At 67.6% G+C, this 23,959-nt stretch carries 15 protein-coding genes; 10 read left to right on the top strand and 5 right to left on the bottom strand.

Annotated features, from left to right (window positions below; genetic code table 11):
- Window positions 1-27: 27 nt before the first annotated feature.
- Together E4M01_RS06665 and flgK are read right to left on the bottom strand one after the other, a co-directional pair.
- Entirely contained in the window at window positions 28-981 is a 954-nt protein-coding gene (locus E4M01_RS06665) for a flagellin (protein ID WP_245158148.1), read from the bottom strand.
- The gene (gene flgK, locus E4M01_RS06660) at window positions 981-3,098 is read right to left on the bottom strand and encodes a flagellar hook-associated protein FlgK (protein ID WP_135061646.1); all 2,118 of its coding nucleotides are present in this window, start codon (window positions 3,096-3,098) and stop codon (window positions 981-983) included. The genes E4M01_RS06665 and flgK overlap by 1 nt, the downstream gene beginning before the upstream one ends.
- Window positions 3,099-3,485: 387 nt before the next feature.
- Between flgK and E4M01_RS14495 the strand changes: the two genes are divergently transcribed.
- The 7 genes from E4M01_RS14495 (at window position 3,486) to E4M01_RS06625 (ending at window position 11,468) form a co-directional block, all read left to right on the top strand.
- The gene (locus tag E4M01_RS14495; RefSeq protein WP_245158149.1) at window positions 3,486-4,859 is read left to right on the top strand and encodes a flagellar hook-length control protein FliK; all 1,374 of its coding nucleotides are present in this window, start codon (window positions 3,486-3,488) and stop codon (window positions 4,857-4,859) included.
- A gap of 3 nt (window positions 4,860-4,862) precedes the next feature.
- A complete protein-coding gene (locus E4M01_RS06650) occupies window positions 4,863-5,612 on the top strand; it encodes a flagellar hook assembly protein FlgD (RefSeq protein ID WP_135061648.1) in 750 nt (249 codons plus the stop codon).
- Between the two features lie 13 nt (window positions 5,613-5,625).
- Entirely contained in the window at window positions 5,626-7,077 is a 1,452-nt protein-coding gene (gene flgE / locus E4M01_RS06645; protein ID WP_135061650.1) for a flagellar hook protein FlgE, read from the top strand.
- Window positions 7,078-7,253: 176 nt separating this feature from the next.
- Entirely contained in the window at window positions 7,254-7,538 is a 285-nt protein-coding gene (locus tag E4M01_RS06640) for a DUF1153 domain-containing protein (protein WP_135061652.1), read from the top strand.
- Between the two features lie 124 nt (window positions 7,539-7,662).
- Window positions 7,663-8,877: a tRNA 2-thiouridine(34) synthase MnmA gene (gene mnmA / locus E4M01_RS06635; protein WP_135061654.1), complete on the top strand. Its 1,215-nt coding sequence runs from the start codon at window positions 7,663-7,665 to the stop codon at window positions 8,875-8,877.
- Complete coding sequence (locus E4M01_RS06630; RefSeq protein ID WP_135061656.1) at window positions 8,870-9,430, top strand: hemerythrin domain-containing protein; 561 nt, start codon at window positions 8,870-8,872, stop codon at window positions 9,428-9,430. The genes mnmA and E4M01_RS06630 overlap by 8 nt, the downstream gene beginning before the upstream one ends.
- A gap of 94 nt (window positions 9,431-9,524) precedes the next feature.
- Complete coding sequence (locus E4M01_RS06625; RefSeq protein ID WP_135061658.1) at window positions 9,525-11,468, top strand: S9 family peptidase; 1,944 nt, start codon at window positions 9,525-9,527, stop codon at window positions 11,466-11,468.
- A gap of 193 nt (window positions 11,469-11,661) precedes the next feature.
- On the opposite strand, the gene lepA is transcribed toward E4M01_RS06625, so the two are convergent.
- Window positions 11,662-13,470 carry a translation elongation factor 4 gene (lepA, locus tag E4M01_RS06620; protein WP_135061659.1) on the bottom strand — a complete coding sequence of 603 codons (1,809 nt, stop codon included), beginning with the start codon at window positions 13,468-13,470 and terminating at the stop codon, window positions 11,662-11,664.
- Between the two features lie 154 nt (window positions 13,471-13,624).
- On the opposite strand from lepA, the gene E4M01_RS06615 reads away from it, so the two are divergent.
- On the top strand, window positions 13,625-14,761 hold the full coding sequence (locus E4M01_RS06615; RefSeq protein WP_245158150.1) for an efflux RND transporter periplasmic adaptor subunit: 1,137 nt from the start codon (window positions 13,625-13,627) through the stop codon (window positions 14,759-14,761).
- The gene (locus tag E4M01_RS06610) at window positions 14,758-17,892 is read left to right on the top strand and encodes an efflux RND transporter permease subunit (RefSeq protein ID WP_135061660.1); all 3,135 of its coding nucleotides are present in this window, start codon (window positions 14,758-14,760) and stop codon (window positions 17,890-17,892) included. The genes E4M01_RS06615 and E4M01_RS06610 overlap by 4 nt, the downstream gene beginning before the upstream one ends.
- 228 nt (window positions 17,893-18,120) lie before the next feature.
- Here E4M01_RS06610 and E4M01_RS06605 read toward each other — a convergent pair whose 3' ends face one another.
- Both E4M01_RS06605 and nhaA read right to left on the bottom strand, forming a co-directional pair.
- The gene (locus tag E4M01_RS06605) at window positions 18,121-20,772 is read right to left on the bottom strand and encodes a TonB-dependent receptor (RefSeq protein ID WP_135061661.1); all 2,652 of its coding nucleotides are present in this window, start codon (window positions 20,770-20,772) and stop codon (window positions 18,121-18,123) included.
- A gap of 214 nt (window positions 20,773-20,986) precedes the next feature.
- Window positions 20,987-22,219: a Na+/H+ antiporter NhaA gene (gene nhaA / locus E4M01_RS06600; RefSeq protein ID WP_135061662.1), complete on the bottom strand. Its 1,233-nt coding sequence runs from the start codon at window positions 22,217-22,219 to the stop codon at window positions 20,987-20,989.
- Window positions 22,220-22,411: 192 nt separating this feature from the next.
- Between nhaA and E4M01_RS06595 the strand changes: the two genes are divergently transcribed.
- Window positions 22,412-23,869, top strand: coding sequence for a protein adenylyltransferase SelO (locus tag E4M01_RS06595; protein ID WP_135061663.1), 1,458 nt, complete (start codon window positions 22,412-22,414; stop codon window positions 23,867-23,869).
- Window positions 23,870-23,959: the final 90 nt, after the last annotated feature.

Here is a 23,959-nt window from a genome sequence, read left to right as displayed (position 1 = left end):
CAGCGTAGCCTTATTCTTTTCAGCCGCTTAGCGCAGATAGTCGAGCAGAGAGGTCTGTCGCAGCTGGCTGATGACCTGAGCTGAGGCCTGGATCGCCACCTGGGCCATCTGAAGGTCGGTGATCGCCTTGGCCATGTCGGCGTCGGTCTTGGATCCCACCAACTCCTCCAGGGCGATGCGCTGATTGTCCTGGGCGGCGATCGATCGCTCCACCTGGTTCTGCATCCCGCCGTTGATGGCGGTCTGATCGGTGATTTCGGCGAAGGCGCGGTCCAGTTCGGCCATGGCCGCCTTCAGGAAGGCCTCGACTTCGGCGCTGGGCTTGCCGGCGATCGTGTCGGCGCTGGCGGGCGTGAAGGTCTGGCCATCGATGACGGCGGGCAGGCCCTGCTGATATCGTTGAATCTGCGCCATGACATTCAGGCCACGTCCGCCCAGGTCGCTAGCCAGAAAGCCGGTCTGAATGGTGGTGCTCTCATCAATGCGCGAGGTCTGGCGTATCTGATCGTTGCCGAAAGGCGTGGCTGCCGCCGCCAGCTCCGTCAGATTGGCGGCCTGTAAGGGGGCCTGATCCACGCGTCCGCCGGCGAACAGATAAAGGCCCTGATGCTTGCCGTTCAGGCCTTCGCGCGCTGATTGATATTGTGTCTCCAGCGCCGACATCAGGGTCTCGACCCGCCCGGCGCCCAAGGCGTTGGCGATCTCTTGCCGGGCCCCCTGAACGCCCTCGGCCAGCCGCCCCATGAACAGGTCCTGGGCGTCCAGCCGGGCCAAGACGGCCTGGCCTACGTCCATGAATCCCTGGATGCGCGCCTGCGACGACTTCAGCGCCGTCAACGTCTCGGATTGGCGGCCGAAGCCGACCAGGTCGGTGGCGTTCTTCTGTGTGGACACGCGGCGATTGGCTTCCTCGCCGCGCGCCTGGGCGCTCATGAGGTCGAGCAGCGCGGTCTGATATGAGCCGTAGGTGGAGACACGCATCAGCGAACGATCCCGATCAGAACATCATACATTTCCTTGGCCGCCTGGATCAGGCGGGCCGAGGCGTTGAAGGCCTGCTGATATGTGGTCATCAGCACCAGTTCTTCATCCAGATTCACGCCCTCCTGGGCCACCTGACGGGCCGAGGCCTCGCCGGCCAGGGCAATGGCGTTGTCGCGGCGGCTCTTCGCCGCCGAAGCCCGGCCGCCGATGTCGCCGGACAGTTCGGCGGCGTAGCGGCTGACCGACATCGACCCGCCCGATGACCCGCCAGCCGCGCCGAACAGGGCGTTGACCGTTCCGGCGTCGGCCAGGGCGCGGCCGCCTCGTCCATCACCGGCCGACAAGGCCGATGCGCCGACCGCAGCGTTCAGATCCAGTTGCGCCAGGGCCAGCTTGGCCGGGCTGGACGAAATGTCCCCGCGCACCGTGAAGCCGTCGGCCCGCGAGGCGCGCACCCCGCCGCCGATGCCGAACAGCTCGGTCAGCGACACGCCGGACGGAACCTGGGTGGTCCGGTCCTCAAGCACGCTCATGGTCGGCGGGGGGCTGCCATAGGCGTTGAAGCGCACGCCGCCGGTGGCCGGGTCCAGGGTGAAGCTTCCCATCTGGCCGACGCCCGAGGCCGGACTGTTCAGCGCGTTCAGAAGGTCGCCGACCGTGCCTCCGGGCGGGATCGCAACGCTGATGTCGCGCAGCTTGGCCCCCGTCTCGGCGGTGAAGCGGAAGGTAAGGGTCTCGCCGGCCGTGAAGCCGTGCGGCGAGGCCGTGGTCAGACCCAGGTCGTACAGCGCGGGTCGATCCGTGCTGACCAGATCGTTCAGACCAAAGTAGTGCGAGAAGCCGCGCCCGGCCTTGTTGGACGCCGGCTGGCCGTCGGCGACGGCCACGCCGTTCGATCCGGCCGCCGTGATCGACAGCTTGCCGCCGACGAAACTGGCGGTCGCCGCTCCGCCCAGTTGGCCGTTCAGCACAGTCAGGAAATCAGCGGGCGTCGCGGCCGCGCCGTTCACCGTCATGGTCCCGCCCGAGAAGACGATGTCGGCGCGGGCCTGGATCACCCCTTGGGCGTTGACCACGGCGATGGTGGTTTCGCCCGAGAAGTCGGCGATGGCGCTTTCCAGACTCTGGCCGACATTGCGGCCGGTCAGGGTCTGGGGCGCGGGCACGGCGGAGCTGGCGTTGTGCGCGCGGTTCAGCTCGTCGGCCAGGCGCGTCATCAGCTCGCCCAGCCGCTCGGCCGCCTGAGGCGCATCGACGTCGCGCAGCTCCAGCAGGCCCTTGATCTCGCCCGAGGTGACCGTGTCCATCAGCTGGCGCTTCAGCCCGCCAGGCTCGTTGAGCCAGATTTCGTTGAAGGCCGTCTCGGTGTTGACCGCGCCGGCGCGCTTGTAGTCCAGCGTCGCATGGCCGTCGCCGGCCAGCAGGGCGCCGCCGGCCGTGCGCACCGTGACCCCGCCCACCGAGCGGACCTGGGTGCGGATGTCCATGATCTGCGACAGCTCGGTCAGCAGGCGGCCCTGCGCCGACTCCGCGCCGGTGGCGTCGCCGCCAGACACCGTCGCGCGTGCGATCTCCTTGTTCAGGGCCTCGATCTGCTCCAGCAGGCCGTTTGCGCGCTCGACCGCACTCTGGATGCGGCCATCGGCGTCCTCGCGCACCGACTGGATCTGGGTGGCGATGCGGCGCGCCTCGTCGAACGCCGCCTGGGTGGCGAATATGGCGCTCTGACGCTGGGAAGGCGAACCGGCGTTCTCGGCTGCGGCGGCGAAGGTCGAGAACAGGTTGTCGATCTGCGAGAAGAAGCCGCTGTCGCCGCCGGGGTCGCCGAACAGCGACTGGATCCGGTCATAGAGCTCATAGCGCACACCCTGGCGGCCGGCCTCGGCGCCCGCATTCATCGCCGCCGCCTGCAGGAAGCGGTCGGTGGCCAGACGGATGCGCGCCACCTCGACGCCCGAGCCCACGCCCATGGTCGTCAGGGTGTTCTGGTCCGCGATTTTGCGGACATAGCCGGGCGTGTTGACGTTGGAGACGTTGTCCGAGACCACGCGCAGCTGGGTCTGGGCCGTCTGCATCCCCGAGGTGGCGATGTTCAGGATGGCGTTCAGCGACATGCGCGGGCCTCCGTTAACGCTGCGCCCGGCAGACCTTGCCGCCCGACGCGCGCTTTTTGCCCGGCGCGCCCGATCCAGGGCTGCGCCAGCGTGTTGTTTTCAAAGGACATCGCTATTCGCGCTCGTTCCATGAGCGATCAGGCGCGCAAGAGCCGGACCACTCCTTCAGACCGCCTGAGAGGGGCGCGTCCGGCTGGGCAAAAAGCGGTCGAAGCGCGGCAAGTTTGACCACAGAGCCGACCTCGCACGGCCGCTGCCTTCGAACGTTAGTCATACAAATCATAAGCTTGGGCCCTCCGTCGATCTTGGCCCGGCGCTTGCGACGAGGACGCCGAACCCTTGGGCGCAGCAGGCGCCGCCGCGCCCACCACGAAGATCGCCTGCCGCATGTCCGCCGCCGCCATCCTGTCCGCCCTCGCGCCGCCCGTCGGCGTCTCCGCCCCTCAAGGCGAAGAGGACGGGGCTGCGTCCGGCCTCTTTTCCTCGCTGATGAGTCAGGCGAACGCGCAGCCTGACCAGCCCCCGGAGGCCGGCGCTCGCCTTGGCGTGACGGGCGCCCCGTCTTCCCGCCAGGGGCTCGCGTTCGGCCTGGACACACAGGCGCAGCAGGTCCGGCCTCCGTTTCCTGCATCTGACCTAGTGGTCGCCCCTCCGTCGCCCTTGACCGATCTGGACGCGTCCGACGCTTCTCTCGCAGCCGCAGACATCGCAAATGCGGAGACCGGGACCGATCCGGCCTGGCCGGGCGATCTGGAAGCGCCTGAGGCCGTTGCGGCCGCGCCTGTCCCCGCGACCGAGGCGAAGGCTGAGCCGACCGTCCTGGCCGGCCTGGCGGTGTGGACCCCGCCACCATCGCCAGCGGCCGCGCCTGCGCGCCTCGCCGTCATGACCGCCCCACCCGCAGCCCCGGTCGATCCGACATCAGGCTCGCCTGATGACGCTCAGGGGGATGGCGACAGCGCCGAAGCTCCGACTCAGGCCCTTTCCCGCGAAAAGGCGCCGCCGCCTTTGAACGGAAGCGCGCCTGCGACACAGCACGCCCGCAACCTCTCAGCCGCCGTCGCGCCTTCGCAAAGCGGCCCTTCGGGCTCCGCTCAAGCGACAGAGGTCGCTTCCGGCGACACGCCTTCTGTAGCCAAACCAGGCGACAGTGCGACGCCCCCGGCACCTTCCGCCAGCCCCAAGCCAATCCTGCAGACGGCTCTCACGGAGGCCAAGCCGCCTGCCCCTGCCCCGCTTGCGCCGGACGCTCCGCCCGCCTCGTCATCCGGGGCGACAGCCGAGACATCGGCCACCAGCCAGGCCCGCGATCTCGGCCTGTCGCAGATGTCACGCGTGGCCGTCGAGACCACCGCCCAGATCGCCGCCCAGATCGTGCGCCGGCTTGAGGGCCGCTCGACCCGCTTCGACATGGTGCTGACGCCCGAGCATCTGGGTCGCGTCGATGTGAAGCTGGACATCGATTCCGAAGGCCGTCTGGCCGCCCGCCTGGCGTTCGACAACCCGGCGGCCGCCACCGACCTGCGCGGCCGCGCCGACGAACTGCGCCGCCAGCTTCAGGACGCCGGCTTCCAGCTGGCCCACGATGCACTGGACTTCTCGGAGCGCGAGGCCGGCTCGGGCCAGATGTTCGATCAGCGCCGCGAGCGCGCCTCCGCCTTCTCAGCCCGCGCTCGACTGGGCGCCGAGGATGACCCGATCCAGGCCCCGGCCTGGACGCCCCTTTCTCTGACGCCGCGCGGCGTCGATCTGAAGGTCTGACCCATGGTCGACTCCATCTCCACCAACACCGCCACGAACCGGATCAACGCCGGCTCACAGATGATGGCCTCGAACTTCGAGACCTTCCTGACGCTGCTGACCGCCCAGCTGAAGAATCAGGACCCGCTGTCGCCGGTGGACTCCAATCAGTTCACCGCCCAGCTGACGCAGATGGCCGGGGTCGAACAGCAGCTGCTGACCAATGACCTGCTCAAGGGGCTGCTGGCGGCCCAGCAGGGCAGCGGCCTGGCGGGCGCGGCCAACTACATCGGCAAGGACGCCACCGCCGTCTGGGGCGCGACCAAGCTGGAGAACGGCCAGGCCAGCTGGAGCTACGAGCTCGGCGGCAACGCGGCCACGGCGACGCTTCAGGTGCTCGACAGCGCGGGCAAGGTCGTGTGGTCCGGCGACGCGCCGTCCAAAACCACAGGCGTCCACGACTTCACCTGGGACGGAAAGACAGCCGCCGGCGGCGACGCGCCCGACGGCGTCTACACCCTGAAGGTCACGGCCAAGACCGGCGCCGACCAGGCTGTCGACGCCCAGGTGCTGATCCGGGGCCGCATCACCGGCGTCGAACTCTACGACGGCCAGCCCTACGCCACGATCGGCAAGTCGATCCTGCCGCTGTCCAGCCTGATCGCGCTGGACGAGGCGCGCCAGGCCTCGACCCCCACCACGCCCACCGAAGACGATCCAAGCCTGATGAGCTCGATCGCTTCGGCCCTCAACCCCCTCAAACTGCTGTCCTAAGGAGCTTATCGCCATGAGCATCAACAGCGCCATGATGGCCGGCGTTTCCGGCCTGACCGCCAACTCCGCCGCCCTCGCCGCGATCTCGCAGAACATCGCGAACGTGAACACCATCGGCTACAAGCGCTCGGCCGCCGAATTCCAGACGGTGGTCAACAGTCAAACCAGCGGCACCGGCTATTCCGCCGGCGGCGTCCTGGCCAGCGCGCGCCACTACACCAGCCAGAACGGCCAGTTGCAGCGCGGCTCGACCAGCACTGATCTGGGCATCTCGGGCAACGGCTTCTTCGTCGTGACCGACAAGGCCGAGAACGTCGGCGTCACCGACACGCGCCTGTTCACTCGCGCCGGCGCCTTCCGCGTCGACAACATGGGCTATCTCAAGAACACAGCCGGTCTGTACCTTCAGGGATGGCCGGTGGACTCCAACGGCGACATCGCAACCGATCCTTCCGACCTGTCGCGTCTGCGCACGATCAACGTCGGTTCTGTCGGCGGCACGGCCGAAGCGACCACGCGGGTGCAGTTGAACGCCAATCTGCGCTCCAGTCAGCCGCTGTCCGCCGCCGCGACGGCCGCCGCAGCCACGCCTCCGGGAACCGGCGCCTACGACCCGGCGACCAATTCGATGGCCATGTGGAACGCCGAGACCGGAACCGGCGTCAAGCCGGACTTCGAACTGACCGTGCCTGTTTCGGACTCGAAGGGCGGCCAGAGAAACCTGGCCATCTCCTTTCTGAAGAGCGACATTCCGAACCAGTGGTACGCTGAAATCCGCGCCATCCCGGCAACGGATGTCGAAAGCGGCGGCGCCCTGGCCAATGGCCAGATCAAGACGGGCATGGTGGCCTTCACTCAGGACGGCCGGCTGGACACCGCCGCCATGGCGACCATGGCCAACGCCCTGTTCACCGACCCCTCGGCCGCCGTCCTGACGTTCGGGGGCTCGAACTCCGCTGCACCCGGGGCGGGCGAGTTCAAATGGGCCGAGGGCCTGGGCATCGCCGAGCAGACGCTGAACTTCGACCTGACGGCGGCCGCCGGCGGCCTGACCCAGTACGACAGCGCCTCGGTGGTGCAGGCGACGCTGACCAACGGCACCGCCTTCGGCAATCTGACCGACGTCAAGATCGACGAGCGCGGCTTCGTCACCGCCATCTTCGACAACGGCGTGATGCGCCGCATCGCGCAGGTCGCCCTGGCCACCTTCCCCAGCCCCGACAATCTGATCGAGACCACCGGCAACGCCTTCCGCGTCAGCCAGGCGTCCGGCACCTTCAACCTGAAGGCGGCAGGCACGGGCGGCGCCGGTCTGATCGGAGCCAATCAGCTCGAGGCCTCGACCGTCGACCTGTCGACCGAGTTCACCGGTCTGATCACCACCCAGCGCGCTTATTCGGCCTCGTCCAAGATCATTACGACGGCGGACGAAATGCTGGCCGAGCTGATCAGCATCAAACGCTGATCGCCCAGTCCGTAAGTAGCCGTTGAATCGAATGAATCGTCGCTCAAGCAACATCAACCGGGGGTCGTGCGTGACGGAAGTGATTCAGTTTTCCTTCACCACGACGCTTAAACGGCCTTTAGAAGGGCCGGTCGTAGCTTCTGTCTCAAGAGTGGTGGTGAGAGAGGCTTAAGCCCATGCTGCAAGAGCGACGCCTTAACAGCAAAGGCGAACAGTACGTGGTTGGACCGACGGGGACTCCCCTGACGCTCGGCGACCTGCCTCCGGCGAACACCGACCGGTGGGTCATCCGCCGCAAGGCCGAGGTCGTGGCCGCCGTGCGCGGCGGCCTGATCAGCCTGGACGACGCCCTGGCCCGCTATCGCCTGACGGCCGAGGAATTCCTCGCCTGGCAGAAGGCGATCGACAAATGGGGCATGCAGGGCCTGCGCACGACGCGCATCCAGACCTACAGGTCTTAAGGGGCTATCGCCCTTCGGGCTGCTTGAGCCCCGGACAGATTGAGGCCGCTCCCGAGAGGGGGCGGCCTTCTTCGTTTTCGGGCGCACCTCGAAATCGTACGCAGACACGACTATATGGCGGCGCATGACCCTGGCCGAGGACCTTTGCCCGATCCCCGACATCGCCCCCATGACGTCTCAGGACGACATGGACGCGGCGATCGCCTCTGCGCGCGCGGCGGTCGGCCTGCCGGTCGGATCGCGCGTGGTGGCGGCCATGTCGGGAGGGGTGGACTCCACCGTCGTCGCCGCCCTGCTGGCCAAGGCGGGCTATGACGTCGTCGGCGTGACGCTTCAGCTCTACGACCACGGCGCGGCGCTCAAGAAGAAGGGCGCCTGCTGCGCGGGCCAGGACATCCACGACGCGCGCCTGGCGGCCGAGACACTCGGCATTCCCCACTACGTCCTCGACTACGAAAGCCGCTTCCGCGACGCCGTGATCGACCAGTTCGCCGACAGCTATCTGCGTGGCCAGACGCCGGTGCCCTGCATCCGCTGCAATCAGACGGTCAAGTTCCGCGACCTGCTGGACGTCGCACGCGACCTGGGCGCCGAAGCCATGGCGACCGGCCACTATGTACGCCGCGCGATCGGCCCGGACGGCCGCGCCCAGATGCGCAAGGCGATCGACCATTCGCGCGACCAATCCTACTTCCTGTTCGCCACCACGCGCGACCAGCTGGACTATCTGCGCTTCCCCCTGGCCGATCTCGAGAAGCCCCAGGTGCGCGGCGTGGCCGCCTCGCTGGGCCTGCGCATCGCCGCCAAGCCCGACAGCCAGGACATCTGTTTCGTGCCGTCCGGCGACTACCGCACCCTGATCGACCGCCTGCGGCCCCAGGGGCGCGAGGCCGGCGAGATCGTGCACATGGACGGGCGCGTCCTGGGCGCCCACGCGGGCATCACCGACTACACCATCGGCCAGCGCCGGGGTCTGAACGTCGCCGTGGGCGAGCCCCTGTTCGTCACCAGGCTCGAGCCCGAAACCCGTCGCGTCGTCGTCGGCCCGCGCGAAGCCCTGCTGACCGCCTCCCTGGTGCTGGAAGAGCTGAACTGGCTGGGCGACCACGCCACCATCCAGGACGCGGCCCGCGACGCGGCGCCCGTGCTGGCCCGCGTCCGCTCGACCCGTCAGCCCTCCCCAGCTCGTCTGGGGATGGACGGCGAGGCCGTGCGGGTCGTCTTCGACCAGGGCGAGGAAGGCGTGGCGCCCGGCCAGGCGTGCGCCCTGTACGATCCCGCCGATCCCGATCGCCTGCTGGGCGGCGGCTTCATCGCCGCGACCACCGCCGTTGTCTGACCCCTGGACCCTGGCGGCGCGGCAGGGTCTGCCGCCCGAACTGTCCGCGCTGTGTCAGTCCCTGCCCCGCGCCCGGGCGACGGACGCCCAGCTCTCGGATCTCGCCCGCTTCTGGCTGCAGATGCACGACGGCTTCCGCCGCGAGACCGCGATGATGGCGGCGGCTGCGTCCGACCTGCGGGCCGGCCGCGCCGATGCGCGCGGCTTCCATGACCGCGCCCTGCCCGTTCTCGCCGGCTTTCTCCAGCATCTCGACGGCCATCACCGGATCGAGACGGGCCACTACTTCCCGCAGTTCCGCCGCCTCGACACCCGCCTTCAGCCCGCGCTCGACCTGCTGGATCGCGACCATGACGCCATCCACGCCCACCTCGAGGCGCTGGCCGCGACCGGTAATGCGCTGCACCAGGCTGTCCGCTCTGGCAGTCCGGCCGCCGACGCCGCCCTGCGCCTGGCCGACACGCTGGACGCCGCCCAGACGCCCCTTGCCCGCCACCTCGACGACGAGGAGGACATCGTGGTGCCCGTTCTGCAAAGGGCCGGCGTAGGCTGATACACGGGCGCCCGAGACATTTTTCGGGACAGATCGCATCCGAAGTGGTTCCATCCCCCCTCTAGCTGTCAGGATCATGACAAGGGGGTTTTCGATGCGTCACCGTTCCGCTCGCCTGGCGGCCGCCGCCGTTCTCGCACTGGCCGCGCCGCTGGCGGCCCAGCCCGTCCACGCCCATTCGGCGCACACGCAGTCGACGCAGACGACCCCGCGCACCTACTCCGCGGCCCAGTTTTTCGAGACCACCAGCTATTCCATGGCCAGCGACGCCGGCCATGCGTTCTCGCCGGACGGTAAGTCCGTGCTGATCTCATCGGACGCTACGGGCGTGTTCAACACCTACGCCCTGCCGCTGGACGGCGCGCAGCCTCGCGCATTGACCCGTTCCGACGGCGTAGCCCACTTCGCCGCCAGCTATTTCCCCAACGACGACCGCCTGCTCTACACCGCCGATGCGGGCGGCGGCGGCAGCGAGCTCAGCCATGTCTATGTGCGCGAGCGCGACGGGTCCGTCCGCGACCTGACCCCCGGCGACGCCGTCAAGGCAGGCTTCGTCGGTTGGAGCGCGAACGGCGACACAATCTACCTCACTTCGAATGCGCGCGACCCTCAGGCCTTCGACGTCATCGGCGTGGACGCCCAGACCTACGAAAGCCGCGTCGTGTTTCGCAACGACGGCGGCTTTCAGCCCTCCGCCCTTTCGCGGGACGGCCGCTGGCTGGCGCTGGACAAGCCTATCACGAGCGCCAACTCGGACATCTATCTGGCCGACCTGAACTCGGGCGGCGCGCCCAGACTTGTCACGGAGCATCAAGGCGACATCGCCTTCTCGGCCTACGACTTCACGCCCGACAGCAAGGCCCTGATCTACGCCTCGAACGAGAGCGGGGAGTTCAACCAAGCCTGGCGTTACGACCTCGCCACCGCTGAAAAGGCGCCCTACCTTCAGGCGGACTGGGACGTGATGTTCGTCAGCTTCTCGCCATCGGGCCGCTACCGCGTCTCGGCGGTCAACGCCGACGCCTCGACCAAGCTGACGCTGCTGGATACGCGCACAGATCAATCTGTCGCCCTGACCGGAGTGCCGGACGGCGACATCGGCGGCGTCCGGTTCAGCCCCGACGAGGACCGCATCGCCTTCACCGTGGCGTCCGACACCTCGCCGGCCGACGTCTTCGTTGCTGATCTGGCGACGGGCCAGGCGCGCCGGCTGACCACCGCGCTGAACCCCGCCATCGCTGAAAGCGATCTGGTCGAGGCCAGCATCGTCCGCTACCGCTCCTTTGACGGCGTCGAAATCCCGGCTGTGCTCTACAAGCCGCGCAACGCGTCGGCTCAGAATCCCGCCCCGGCCATTGTGCTGGTGCATGGCGGCCCCGGAGGCCAGACTCGTCGCGGCTATTCCGCCATGGTCCAGCACCTGGTGAACCACGGCTATGCGGTGCTGGGCGCCAACAATCGGGGATCGTCAGGCTACGGCAAGACCTTCTTCCACATGGACGACCGCCGTCATGGCGAGGAAGACCTGCGCGACATCGTCGAGGGCGGGAACTGGCTGCGGGCGCAGGACTGGGTCGCCGATGATCAGGTCGCCGTCATGGGCGGCTCATACGGCGGCTATATCACCGCCGCCGCCTTGGCCTTCCACCCCGAGGCGTTCGAGGCAGGCGTGAACATCTTCGGCGTGACCAACTGGGTGCGCACCCTGGAGTCGATCCCGCCGTGGTGGGGCGCTCAGCGCGCCGCGCTCTACGACGAAATGGGCGACCCGGCGACCGACGCCGAGCGCCATCGCCGCATCTCGCCCCTGTTCCACGCCTCGAACATCCGCCGGCCCATGCTGGTGGTTCAGGGGGCCAACGATCCCCGCGTGCTGCAGGTCGAAAGCGATGAGTTGGTCGCGGCCGTGCGCGCCAACAACGTGCCGGTGGAATACGTCCTCTTCCCCGACGAGGGTCACGGTTTCCTGCGCCGCGAGAACCGCATCACCGCCCAGGAAGCCTATCTCAAATTCCTGGATGCTTACGTTCGCAAGTAGGCCCGGCAGCGCAGGCGGCCCGGTCGCGCCAGGCCGCCTCGCGAGGCAGGACATCACACCAGATTAGGCGCCGCCGCGCGGCGCCTCGCCGACACGCTGACGTCCGGGCGAGCCTGAGCCGGCGGGTCGAGCGCCAAGGGGGCTTCTGGCTGCAGTTCTTCCGCGCTCTTTCCGACCGGAGGAAAGGGCTTGATCAGTCCTCGTCCATCTTCAGGGCGGCGATGAAGGCCTCCTGCGGGATTTCGACCTTGCCGAACTGGCGCATGCGCTTCTTGCCGGCCTTCTGCTTCTCCAGCAGCTTCTTCTTGCGGGTGGCGTCGCCGCCGTAGCATTTCGACGTCACGTCCTTGCGAAGGGCGCGGACGGTTTCGCGAGCGATGATCTTGCCGCCGATGGCCGCCTGGATCGGAATCTGGAACATGTGGGGCGGGATCAGCTCCTTCATCTTCTCGACCATGCCGCGGCCCCGCGTTTCGGCGCGGGCGCGGTGAACCAGCATGGACAGGGCGTCCACGGGCTCGGCGTTGACGAGGATCGACATCTTGACGAGGTCGCCCACCTTGTAGTCGGTCAGCTCGTAGTCGAACGAGGCGTAGCCCTTCGAGATGGACTTCAGCCGGTCGTAGAAGTCGAACACCACCTCATTCAGCGGCAGCTCATAAACGACCAGGGCGCGGGCGCCTACATAGGAAAGCTCCAGCTGGGTCCCGCGGCGGTCCTGGCACAGCTTGATGACCCCGCCCAAGTATTCGTCGGGCGTCAGGATGGTGGCCTTGATCCAGGGTTCGGCGATGCTTTCGATCTGCATCACGTCAGGCAGGTCGGCCGGATTGTGCAGGTCGATCTCGGTCCCGTCGCGCTGCTGGATCTTGTAGACGACCGAAGGGGCCGTCGCGATCAGGTCTAGATTGAATTCGCGGCTCAGGCGCTCCTGGATGATTTCCAGGTGCAGCAGGCCCAGGAAGCCGCAGCGGAAGCCGAAGCCTAGGGCGGCCGAGCTTTCCATCTCGTACGTGAACGACGCGTCGTTAAGGCGCAGCTTGCCGATGGCGGCGCGCAGATCCTCGAAATCGGCGGCATCGACCGGGAACAGGCCGCAGAACACCACCGACTGGACTTCCTTGAAGCCCTTCAGCGGTTCGGCGGTCGGCTTTTTCTCGTCGGTGATGGTGTCGCCGACGGCGGCGTGGGCGACCTCCTTGATCTGGGCGGTGATGAAGCCGACCTCGCCCGGCCCAAGCTGATCCACGGGGGTATTCTTGGGCAGAAAAACGCCCACGCGGTCGACCAGGTGGGTCGAGCCGTGCTGCATCATCTTGACCCGCATGCCGGTCTTCAGCACGCCGTCGAACACTCGCACCAGCAGCACGACGCCCAGATAGGGGTCGTACCAGGCGTCGACCAGCATGGCCTTCAGCGGCGCGGCCGCATCGCCCTGGGGCGCCGGCAGGCGGGTGACGATGGCTTCCAGCACGTCCTCGATGCCGATGCCGGATTTCGCAGAGCACATCACGGCGTCCGAGGCGTCCAGGCCGATGACGTCCTCGATCTGGGCCCGCACCCGGTCGGGCTCGGCCGCCGGCAGGTCGATCTTGTTCAGGACGGGGACGATTTCGTGGTTGTTGTCGATCGCCTGATAGACGTTGGCCAAGGTCTGAGCTTCGACGCCCTGCGACGCGTCCACGACCAGCAGCGAACCCTCGCAGGCCGCCAGCGAGCGCGAGACCTCATAGGCGAAGTCCACGTGGCCGGGCGTGTCCATCAGGTTCAGGACGTAGTCCTCGCCGTCCTTGGCCTTGTAGTGCAGGCGCACGGTCTGCGCCTTGATGGTGATGCCGCGCTCTTTCTCGATGTCCATGTTGTCGAGAACCTGCGCCGACATCTCGCGCGCGGTCAGGCCGCCTGTGACCTGGATCAGTCGATCCGACAGGGTCGACTTGCCGTGGTCGATGTGCGCGACCACGCTGAAATTCCGAATGCGCGAAATGGGGGGAGTAGACATGGGCGGCGGGTAGCATGACGTCCGCTGAACGCCAATGGCGGCGGGCCGATCGGGGCGTCGCATTACATCGCCGTCATGCGCGAAGCGTCGTTTGAGACGGCGACAGGAAAGGCGTATGAGGCGGACTGATCGATATCGCGACAGGGGATAGTCCGTGACGGTTAGAAAGCGTGCCTCAGCCTCGGTCACCGCCGGGCTGATCCTGATCCTTGCGGCCTGCAGCGCGGGAGACCGCGCCGAGGTCCAGGCCGAAAAGGCCCAGGCCGGCGCCGCAGCGCCCGTCACGGCCGTCACGGTTGCCGAAGCCCAGTTGCCGCGCGTCATTGCCGCGTCCGGCAGCGTCTCGGCCTGGGAAGAAGTCCCGGTCGGCGCCGAAACCGGCGGCCTGACGGCCACCGCTGTCCTGGCCGATGAAGGCAGCTATGTCCGCCAGGGCCAGCCCCTGGTTCAGATGAACGACGCCCTGCTGCGCGCCCAGTTGGCCCAGCAGCAGGCCCAGGTCCAGACCGCCGAGGCTAACGCCTCACGCGATGACGCAGCCCTCGCCCGCGCGCAGGAGCTCAAGGAGCGCGGCTTCCTGTCCCAGGCGGCATTGGACACCGCCCTGGCCAACCAGCGCTCGTCCCAGGCCAATCTGGCGGCCGCCCGCGCGGCCCTCTCCGAAACCCGCACCCGCCTGTCGCAGGCCACCATCCGCGCGCCGGTCGGCGGCCTGGTCATCCGACGCAGCGTGACGCGCGGCCAGATCATCCAGCCCGGCGCCGAACTGTTCCGGATCGTTCGCGACGGCCGACTGGAGCTCGACGCTCAGGTGCCCGAGGTCGAACTGCCGCTGGTCCGCGCCGGCATGGCCGCCACCGTCTTCTCCGACCAGGCCGGCGAGGTCCAGGGCCGCGTCCGCATCGTCACCTCCGAGGTGGACCCCCAGACCCGCTTGGGCGTGGCGCGCATCTCGCTCACAGCGCCGGGCGCTCTGCGGCCCGGCATGTTCGCCCGCGCCAGCATTGACGCCGGAACCCAGACCGCGCTGGTGGTGCCGATCGAGGCCGTGGTGTTCCGCGAGGGCAAACCCGGCGTCTATGTCATCGGCGCCGAGAATGTCGCGCGTTTCATGCCTGTGACCACCGGCGTTCGCCAGCAGGGCCAGGTCGCCCTGACCGCAGGCGTCCAGGCCGGCCAGCGCGTCGTCGTGCGCGGCGCCGGCTTCCTGGGCGACGGCGATGTCGTGCGCATCGAGACCCCTGCCCGCACGGCCGCAGCGCCGGCGACGCCTGGGGCCGCCGCGCGATGAACTTCAACAACATCTCGTCCTGGTCGATCCGGAATCCGATACCGATCGTCCTGCTGTTCATCGTCCTGACGATCGCGGGGGTGGGCAGCTATTTCAACCTGCGCACCAACCAGTTCCCGGACGTGGACCTGCCCGTCGTCGCGGTCACCGTGGCCCAGGCGGGCGCAGCGCCTACCGAAATGGAGACCCAGGTCACGCGTTTGATCGAGGATTCGGTCGCCGGGCTGGGGCAGGTGCGAAACATCACCTCTGTCGTCAATGAGGGCGTCTCGACCACCTCGATCGAGTTCCGCCTGGGCGTGGATCTCGAAAAAGCGACCAACGACGTGCGAAACGCCGTCGCCGGGGTGCGTCAGACCCTCCCGGCCGATGTTCAGGAGCCAATCGTTCAGCGCATCGAATTCACTTCGGTCCCCTTCGCCAACTACGTCGTGCGCGCCCCGGGCATGAGCCCCGAGGAACTCAGCTGGTTCGTCGACAACACCCTGGCCAAGCGGCTGTTGTCGGTGTCAGGCGTCAGCCAGGTCAGTCGCGACGGCGGCGTCAGCCGCGAAATCCGCATCAAGCTGGACCCCGCCCGCCTGGAGGCATTCGGCGTCACCGCAGCCCAGGTGTCGAACCAGCTGCGCGCGTCCAACATCAATCTGCCCGGCGGCCGCGGCGAGATCGGCGCTCAGGAACAGGCCATCCGGACCGTGGGCTCGGCCCAGTCCGTCGAGCAGCTGCGCGAGACCCTGATTCCGGTCGCCGGCCGCACCGTGCGTCTGGGCGACCTGGGCGAGATCACCGACGAATGGTCCGAACCGCGCGGCCGCGCCCGCCTGAATGGCCAGGAGGTCGTCGGCTTCGGCATTTCGCGCGCCATCGGCTCGTCCGAGGTCGACGTCTACAATGCGACCAAGGCGTCGCTGGAGGCGCTGGATGAGGAACTGCCGGACGTCACCATCCAGGAAGTGGCCAACACCACCGTCGACGTCGTCAACAACTTCCACGCCTCGGTCGAGGCCCTGGTGCTGGGCGCCCTTCTGGCCGTGGCCGTGGTCTTCCTGTTCCTGCGGGACTGGCGCGCGACCCTGATCGCCGCCCTGGCCATGCCGCTCAGCCTGATACCGACCTTCTGGATCATGGACATCACTGGTCAGTCGCTGAACGTGGTGTCCCTGCTGGCCCTGTCTCTGACGATCGGCATCCTAGTCGACGACGCCATCGTCGAGATCGAGAACATTGTCCGGCACATCCGCGAGGGCAAGGCGCCCTACCCCGCGGCCATCGAAGCCGCCGACGAGATCGGCCTCGCCGTCATGGCCACGACCGCGACCCTGATCGCCGTCTTCGCCCCGACCGGCTTCATGCCCGGCATCGTGGGTCAGTTCTTCCGCACCTTCGCCATCGCCAGCTGCACGAGCGTGCTGTTCTCGCTGCTGGTCGCGCGCACCCTGACGCCGCTCATGGGCGCCTATCTGCTCAAGCGCGAGCAGGGCAAGGAGCACGGCGACCCATTCTGGATGGCCCGCTACCTGCGGAGCGTCCGGTGGGCCCTCGACCACCGCTGGATCGTGCTGGGCCTCGGCACCCTGTTCTTCGTCCTCTCCCTCTTCCTGGCGACCCGTCTGCCCGGCGATTTCATCCCGGTCGAGGACCAGGCGCGCTCGTCGATGACGGTGCAGCTGCCCCCCGGCGCGACCCTGGCCGAGACCGACGAGGTCGTGCAGGAGATCACCACCCGCCTGCTGGCGCGCGACGAGGTGCGCTCGGTCTACACCTCCGTCGGCTCGGCGACCGTCAGCTTCGGGCCGGGTGGCGGCGGATCCGGCGAGGTCCGCAAGGCCAATCTGACCGTTAACCTCACCCAGAAGGGCAATCTGCTGCACCCTGGCGGACGCGCCCTGAGTCAGCAGGAATTCGAGCGGGAGATGGGCCAGGCCCTGTCGGACATTCCGGGCGCGCGCATCCAGTTCGGCGTGCAGGGCGGCGGCTCCGGCCTGCTGACCATCGCCCTGGTCGGCGACGACCCCGAGGCGCTGGAGCCCGCCGCCGCTCGCGTCGAGCGCGAGATGCGCGCCATGCCCGGCCTGGCCAACGTGATCTCCTCTTCGTCCTTGGTGCGGCCTGAGATCGTCATCACGCCCAAGGCCGATGTAGCCGCGCTGCAGGGTGTGTCGGCGCAGGACATCAGTCAGGTCGCCCGCGTCGCCACCCTGGGCGACGCCGATCAGCTGCTGCCCAAGTTCAACCTGGGCGACCGCCAGGTCCCCATCCGCGTCATGCTGCGTGAAGACGCCCGCGCCGACCTGTCGATCATCGAGAACCTGAAGGTGCCGACCGCCTCGGGCGCCGTGGTGCCGCTGAACGCCGTGGCCGACATCGATTTCGGCGCGGGCCCCAACCAGATCGAGCGCCGCAACCGGCTGCGCGTGGCCAACATCACCGCAGAACTGGTCGGCACGACGATCGGTCAGGCGACTCAGGACATCAACGCCCTGCCCTCGATGCAGGCGCTCCCCGCCGGCGTGTCTCAACAGCCCTCGGGCGACGCCGAGAGCTTCCAGGAGCTGGGCCAGGGCTTCGCCTTCGCCATCATCACCGGCATTCTGCTGATGTATGTGGTGCTGGTCCTGCTGTTCAAAAGCTTCTTCCACCCCATCACCATCCTGGCGGCGCTTCCGGTGTCGTTCGGCGGCGCCTTCCTGGCGCTGCTGTTGACGGGCAAGTCGATGTCCATGCCGGCGCTGATCGGCATCATCATGCTGACCGGCATCGCGGCGAAGAACTCCATCCTGCTGGTCGATTACGCCATCATGGCCATGGAGAAGGGCATGAACCGGCACGAGGCCATGATCGACGCCGCCCACAAGCGCGCGCGGCCGATCATCATGACCACCATGGCCATGGGTCTGGGCATGTTCCCCATCGCCCTGGCCTTCTTCCCCGGCACCGAATTCCGCAGCCCCATGGCCATCGCCGTGATCGGCGGCCTGATCACCTCGACCGCCCTGTCGCTGCTGTTCATTCCGGTGGTCTTCAGCCTGATCGACGGCGTCAAGAGCCGGCTTGAGAGGGTCCTTGCCCGCCTCTTCCACGCCCAGCGCGGCCATGAAGACGAGGCTGCGGACGGCCGACCGGCGGAATAACCCGCCTTCGCCGCCTTCCAGTAGTCTGGAGGGCGGCGGGGCCTATGCAAGGCGATCACCTTGGCTCCGGGACGGGCGGGAAGGGTCGCAACGCGCTCCCGAGGCGCGGCCCGAGACGCCGCTAGATCCCGCTGAAACGCCTCGCCCGCCAGCCTCCACCCCATCGCGCAAAAGAAAACCGGCCGGGGTCGCCCCCGGCCGGTTCTCCGTTTTGACTGAAGCCTGCGATCAGTAGCGCAGGCGCAGCGTCACGCCGTAGGTCCGGGGCTGGCCCAGGTAGGCGTTGTAGGTCTGGGTATCCAGCGCCGGGTTGTAGAAGGTGCCGTTCGGCTGGACGGTCGTTTGGAACGCCGTGCCTTGCAGCGGGGCGTTGTAGGCGACCTGCACATACTCTTCGTCGGTGATGTTCTGGCCCCAGATGTCGACCACCCAACGCTCGTTCTCCGAACCGATGGAGATGCGGCCGTTCACCAGGGTCATCGAGTCCTGCATCTTCCAGGGCAGCAGGTCAGAGCCGGTGTTGTATTCGCTCGAATACTTGGCCGACAGGCTGAAGCCGGCGCGCAGACCAGCCCCGATCGACCGATTGAAGTTCACTTGGCCGGTGGCCGACCATTCCGGCGCAAACGACGCGCGGTTGCCCGGCAGCAGCGACAGACCGGGGAAGTTGCCCGGAACGGCTAGGTCGGCGGCGGTGAAGTCGCCGTACTTGCTGTCGGTGTAGGTCACGCCGCCGCCGAAGCTCAGGCCCTCGATAGGCGTAAACCACAGGAAATCGGCGTCGACGCCCTTGGAGCGCAGCTCAGGGATCGATTCCACGACGAAGGCGGTGCCGAGGAAGGTGTTGAGCTGGAAGTCGTTGAAGGTCTGGTCGAAGTAGGTGGCGTTCAACAGGACGGTGCGGTTGAACAGGGTGGTTTTCAGACCGACTTCATAGCTGTCGGCGGTCTCGGCCGGGAAGAACACCGACGAAACCGGCGTGATGCCGTTCTGAACACGGTCAAGGTTGTAGCCGAAGCCCTTGTAGCCGCGCGCGTAAGAGGCATAGGCCATGACCGAGTCGTTGAACCGGTACGAACCCTTGATCGTGCCGCTCAGGTTCGTTTCGTCGTTGCTCTCGGTGATACGGCGATCGGCGTACTGAACGTTGGACCACGGCAGGCAGAAGTTGCCGATGATGGTCGGCGCATTGGCCGCACCCACAGCGCCGGCGATGGCAGCCTGGTTGCCGATAGCGGCCGCGCAGGCCGCGCCGTTGGTTCCCTGATTGGTCTGACGGCCGCGAAGCTCTTTGGCGTCATGCGTGAGACGCAGCCCCAGAGTGATGTCGAAGGCGTCCGTGACCTTGAACGTATTGTTCGTGAACAGGGCGAGCGATTCCGCGTCCTGCTTGTACAGGTCCTGGGCGCCCAGGCCCACGCCGAAGCCCGGCCCGGTGGCCTGGAAGGTCGGCACGGTCACCAAGGCGCCGCCCGGGCCGAACGGTCCGGTGCCCGTCCCTCCCGTCCCCAGGCACCCTTGCAGGCCGGCCGAGGTCTGACCCGGGCGGGTGAAGCAGCCGATGATGCCGGAGCTGATCGGCACAGCCGGGTTGGCCGCGTTCAACCGCGCGCTGAGCAGGAAGGACAGGAAAGGCGTGTAATCGGCGCCGTAGAAGTAGCTGTCGCCGCGGCGGATGCCTTCCTTCGTGGCGAACAGGCCGACCAGCCAGTCCAGACGATCGGTTTGACCGGCCAGACGGAATTCCTGCGTGATGGTGTCGGTCTGGAACGCGTACCGGCCATCGTCGTCGCGATACAGGATATCGGCGCCGGTGTAGTCGATGTCCATGCCGATCTTGGTTTCCCAATTCCGGTAGGAGGTCAGCGACGTGAAGGTGGCGTTCATGGACGGCAGATCGATGGTCGTTTCCAGCGAAACGCCACGGTCTTCCATCGGCTGGTGCGTGTTGCGGTTAGCGAAGGCCTGGCGTGAGAACGGCAGGCGGCCGAAGCCGGCGACCGGCGGGCGTTGTCCGGTGCCGTTCGAGAGCCCGTCGACGAAGGGATAGGTGTTCGCCGTGCGGATCTGGACGCCGGTGCAGCAGTATTCGTCGCGCTTGGAATAGTCGGCGATCAGGCGCATCGACACGTCGTCGCTGGGCAGCCACAGCAGCTGGCCGCGCAGGGTGTACATGTCTTGGTTCTGGTCGTCGGTCTCGCTGCGCGGACCGTCGCCGGTGTCGACGTCATAGAAGCCGTCACGCTCGCGCTTGGCGCCGTACAGGCGGAAGGCGAGGTTGTCGGTGATCGGCCCAGTCGCCGAGGCGGCCACGCCCCAGGCGCCGAAGTTGCCGACCGTCGCTTCCAGCGTATAGCCGGGCGTGAAGGCCGGGGCCTCGGTGATGATGTTGATCACGCCGGCCGAGGTGTTCTTGCCGAACAGGGTGCCCTGCGGCCCCTTCAGCACTTCGATGCGGCTCAGTTCGCCCAGGTCGCCGAAGCCGACGCCGTTGCGTGAGCGATAGACGCCGTCGATCACGACGCCGACCGAGCTTTCCAGGCCGGGGTTGTCGCCCACGGTGCCGACGCCGCGGATGCGGGCGGTCGTCGAGGATTCCGACTGGGTCGAGGTGACCGTCATGCCCGGCGTCAGGATCTGGAGATCCTTGATGTCGCGCACGCCGGCGTTGTTCAGGGTTTCCTGATTCAGCGACGTCACCACGATCGGCACGTCCTGAAGGTTCTGCTCGCGCTTCTGCGCCGTGACGATGATGTCGTCGACGGTGGTCGGCGAAGCCTGCGGCGTCGACTGGGCCGAGGCGGCTCCGGCGAAGCCGAAGGCCACGGCGCCGACGACGGCGGCCGAGGCGGTGTGACGAAGAATGGTGGTGCGGCGCATAGGCGGTCCCCGACTCCTGAAGCCGGCGTCGCGAGGGTCGCGGCGGCGCGGCGTTTCCTGATCCCAGTTCCCCGCTCTTGAGGGCGGGGATTCTCAAGCCTTGGCGTAATCCAGACGCGAGTCAGCGACAAGAAGTCGCCCGATCACGGCTGCGTTTCCGCCGCCCGATCCGCCAAACTGTGACCCTAAAGCGACAAAAAACCGTTACGCTGCGTCAATATTTGCCGGATATCGGCTCGATGTTGGGGTCTTTCGCCGCTTCGTCGATCGGATCGCGGCGGCGACTCGCCATCGACAGCACGATCACAGCCGTGATGATGGACAGCAGCGATCCGCCCAGCACCCCGAGCTTGACCTCGACCTGCTCGGGCGAGTCGATCGCGCCGGGGAAGGCCAGCACGCCGATGAACAGGCTCATGGTGAAGCCGATGCCGCAAAGCAGGCTGACGCCATAGACCTGCAGCCAAGTCGCGCCTGACGGCCGCGCGCCGATCTTGAGCGCCGACGCCAGCCAGGCGGCGCCGAACACGCCGATCTGCTTGCCCACGAACAGGCCCAGGGCGATGGCGACGACTAGGGGCGCGAACGCCGCCTCGAGCGAAAGGCCGGCGAACGACACCCCCGCCTTGGCGAAGGCGAACAGCGGCAGGACCAGGAAGGCGACATAGGGGTGCAGGTCGTGCATCGCCTCCTTGAGCGGGCTCTGCCCGTCCTCGCGGCGCGGCCTGACCGGAACGATGGCGGCGAAGGCCACGGCGCTAAGGGATGTCGACAAGCCCGCCTGCACGGTGAAGTACCAGACGGCCGCGAAGCCCAGCACCCAGAAGGGCGCCGGCACCTTGCCCATGCGGCCCAGCACCGCCCCGCCTATCAGAAGGGCGCCCGCGATCAGAAGCGGCCCCACCGCCACGCCCTCGCTGAACAAGATGGCGATCAGGGCGATGGCCCCCAGGTCATCGACGATGGCCAGGGTCAGCAGGAAGATGCGCAGCGACGGCGGCAGACCCCGACCGGCCAGGGCGAACACGGCCAAGGCGAAGGCGATGTCGGTAGCCAGCGGAATGGGCCAGCCACCCGCAGGCCCGCCCAAAAGGCCTGAGATCGCAAGGTAGACTGCGGCCGGCCCGATCATGCCGCCCGCAGCAGCGATCACGGGCATGGCCAGCTTGCGCGGATCGCTCAGTTCGCCGCGCAGGATTTCGTATTTGATCTCGAGGCCCACAACCAGGAAGAAGACGGCCATCAGGCCCTCTTTGATCCAGTCCGAGATGTTCTGCTCGATGACGATCGGGCCCAACTGGACGACGTGATAGCTCTTGAGCCAGGTGAAATAGTCGTCGGCCAGCACCGAATTGGCGACGACCAGCGCGGCTAGCGCGGCGAAGGCCAAAACCATGCCGGATGCGGCCTCGGTCTTGAGGAAGTCGAGAGTCAGTTTGCGCGCCACGGCGGCCTCCGAAAGTCTGGATGCAGGACGTGACGCCCGGTTATCGACGGACGTCGGACCGGATTCGCCCGATTGCGGACGCCGGCCTGGCCCGCACTGACGCTCGGGCCTGATCTCTGCGGTGCAAAATACTCAAGACCGATCACGGTTCAACCGCTTGCGCACTTAGCTTCGCACCCGCATGTGGCCGGCATGCCCGTTTCCCCCGCCTACCGACCCGAACCGCGCTTCTTCGACCTTGGGCCGGACTACGCCGATGCGGTGAAGGCGGCGGACTTCCCCCGGCGCATACTGCGCCATCGCAATGCGCGCGCCGCCGCACAGATCGGGCTCGAGACCCTGACGGACGCCGAATGGATCGCCCATTTCGGCCGGTTCGAACCCCTGCCCGGCCAGCCGGGTCCAATCGCCATGCGCTACCACGGCCATCAGTTCCGCACTTACAATCCCGACCTGGGCGACGGCCGGGGCTTTCTCGCCGCCCAGATGCGCGAGGTAGTGGGCATCGACGGGCCGCAAACGGCGAGCGCCCGCGGCGCGAGCGATACTCCCCGATTAATGGACCTCGGGACCAAGGGCTCGGGCACGACCCCTTGGTCGCGCATGGGCGACGGCCGTCTGACGCTGAAGGGCGGCGTGCGCGAGGTTCTGGCCGCCGCCATGCTGGAGGCGCAGGGCGTGCCCACCAGCCGCGCGCTCAGCCTGATCGAAACGGGCGAGGCGCTGGAGCGCGGCGATGAACCCTCCCCCACCCGTTCGGCCGTTCTGGTGCGCCTGTCGCACAGCCATGTGCGGTTCGGGACGTTTCAGCGCGCCGCCTATCATCAACGCGCCGACCAGATCGAAACCCTGGTCGAGCACGTCCGCGCCCTCTACCACCCGCAGGTCCAGCCCGGCGACGCACCTGGCCTTCTGGCCGCCATCGTCGAGGTCTCGGCCCGGCTGACCGCCCGCTGGATCGCCGCCGGCTTCGTGCACGGCGTGCTGAACACCGACAATCTGAACGTGACGGGCGAGAGCTTCGACTACGGCCCGTGGCGCTTCCTGCCCCACTACGAGCCGGGCTTTACCGCCGCCTACTTCGACCAGTTCGGTCTTTACGCCTTCGCGCGTCAGCCCGAGGCCGTGTTCTGGAATCTGACCCAGTTGGCCGGTTGTCTGAAGCTGGTCGCCGACGCCGGGCCGTTGACCGATGCGCTGAACGGCTTCGGCCCCGCCTATATCCGCCACCTGCGCATCGCCTTCCTGGACCGGTTGGGCGTCAAGTCGCTGGGCGAGGCGGCGGATCAGCGCCTGGTCGATACGACCCTGGCTCTGCTGCGCGACAAGGGCGAGGCGGTTCGGTGGGAGCCGCTGTTCTTCGACTGGTTCGGCGGATTCTCGTCCTCGGCCCGGGCGCTTTCCGGGCCGCGCGGCAAGGTCTGGCAGGGCGAAGCCTTCGACGCCTTCCGCTTCGCCCTGTCCGAACACGAGCCTGACCGCCCGGAAAGGCTGGAGCACCCCGTCTTCGCCCGCCCCGAACCGGAAGAGATGCTGATCGATGAGGTCGAGGCCATCTGGGCGGCGATCGACAGCGACGACGACTGGTCGGCGTTCGGCGCCAAGCTGGAGTCTTTGGAGGCGACGCGAGCGGCCTACGGACTTGGCTAAGCCCCGAGCCGCCGCATTCCGATCACAATCGGTTACAGTCAAGCTGGACGCCTTGCAGGCCGGTTTTTGGACGCTAAGTCAACGACCGCT

The organism is Brevundimonas sp. MF30-B (assembly GCF_004683885.1).
GTDB lineage: Bacteria > Pseudomonadota > Alphaproteobacteria > Caulobacterales > Caulobacteraceae > Brevundimonas.
The sequence above is the reverse complement of the archived record's forward strand: the minus strand, read 5'-3'. Positions and strand labels throughout refer to the sequence as shown.

Coding starts and splice junctions, on each gene's coding strand:
- E4M01_RS06665 (WP_245158148.1), bottom strand. CDS start 981: ATGCGTGTCTCCACCTACGGCTCATATCAGACCGCGCTGCTCGACCTC.
- flgK (WP_135061646.1), bottom strand. CDS start 3,098: ATGTCGCTGAACGCCATCCTGAACATCGCCACCTCGGGGATGCAGACG.
- E4M01_RS14495 (WP_245158149.1), top strand. CDS start 3,486: ATGTCCGCCGCCGCCATCCTGTCCGCCCTCGCGCCGCCCGTCGGCGTC.
- E4M01_RS06650 (WP_135061648.1), top strand. CDS start 4,863: ATGGTCGACTCCATCTCCACCAACACCGCCACGAACCGGATCAACGCC.
- flgE (WP_135061650.1), top strand. CDS start 5,626: ATGAGCATCAACAGCGCCATGATGGCCGGCGTTTCCGGCCTGACCGCC.
- E4M01_RS06640 (WP_135061652.1), top strand. CDS start 7,254: ATGCTGCAAGAGCGACGCCTTAACAGCAAAGGCGAACAGTACGTGGTT.
- mnmA (WP_135061654.1), top strand. CDS start 7,663: ATGACCCTGGCCGAGGACCTTTGCCCGATCCCCGACATCGCCCCCATG.
- E4M01_RS06625 (WP_135061658.1), top strand. CDS start 9,525: ATGCGTCACCGTTCCGCTCGCCTGGCGGCCGCCGCCGTTCTCGCACTG.
- lepA (WP_135061659.1), bottom strand. CDS start 13,470: ATGTCTACTCCCCCCATTTCGCGCATTCGGAATTTCAGCGTGGTCGCG.
- E4M01_RS06610 (WP_135061660.1), top strand. CDS start 14,758: ATGAACTTCAACAACATCTCGTCCTGGTCGATCCGGAATCCGATACCG.
- E4M01_RS06605 (WP_135061661.1), bottom strand. CDS start 20,772: ATGCGCCGCACCACCATTCTTCGTCACACCGCCTCGGCCGCCGTCGTC.
- E4M01_RS06595 (WP_135061663.1), top strand. CDS start 22,412: ATGCCCGTTTCCCCCGCCTACCGACCCGAACCGCGCTTCTTCGACCTT.